The following is a 228-nucleotide window of genomic DNA, read 5'->3' on the forward strand; positions in this document are numbered from 1 at the left end:
TGCTTATGAAGTTATAGTAGGTGGAACGATTGACATGTAAAACACGACAGAGCATAACTGTCGTGTGTTCAAATCGGAGTCTATAGATGGCTTTCAATCTTACTTGGAGTTTTGCATGAATATGGCACTCGCTTTTTTTAAGATCAGATTTTCTTCCTCTAGTTGGGCATTCCTTTTTTGTAATTCTTGAATCTGTTTAGCAGTCAACACCGTATTATCTTCAAGACG

1 pseudogene is annotated in these 228 nt (G+C 37.3%); it reads right to left on the reverse strand.

From position 1 onward, the window contains the following. Positions 1-228: pseudogene (locus tag FDX22_RS12110) on the reverse strand (IS3 family transposase); the annotation flags it as partial.

It is taken from the genome of Citrobacter sp. TBCS-14 (assembly GCF_005280805.1).
Taxonomy (GTDB): Bacteria; Pseudomonadota; Gammaproteobacteria; order Enterobacterales; family Enterobacteriaceae; genus Citrobacter; species Citrobacter gillenii.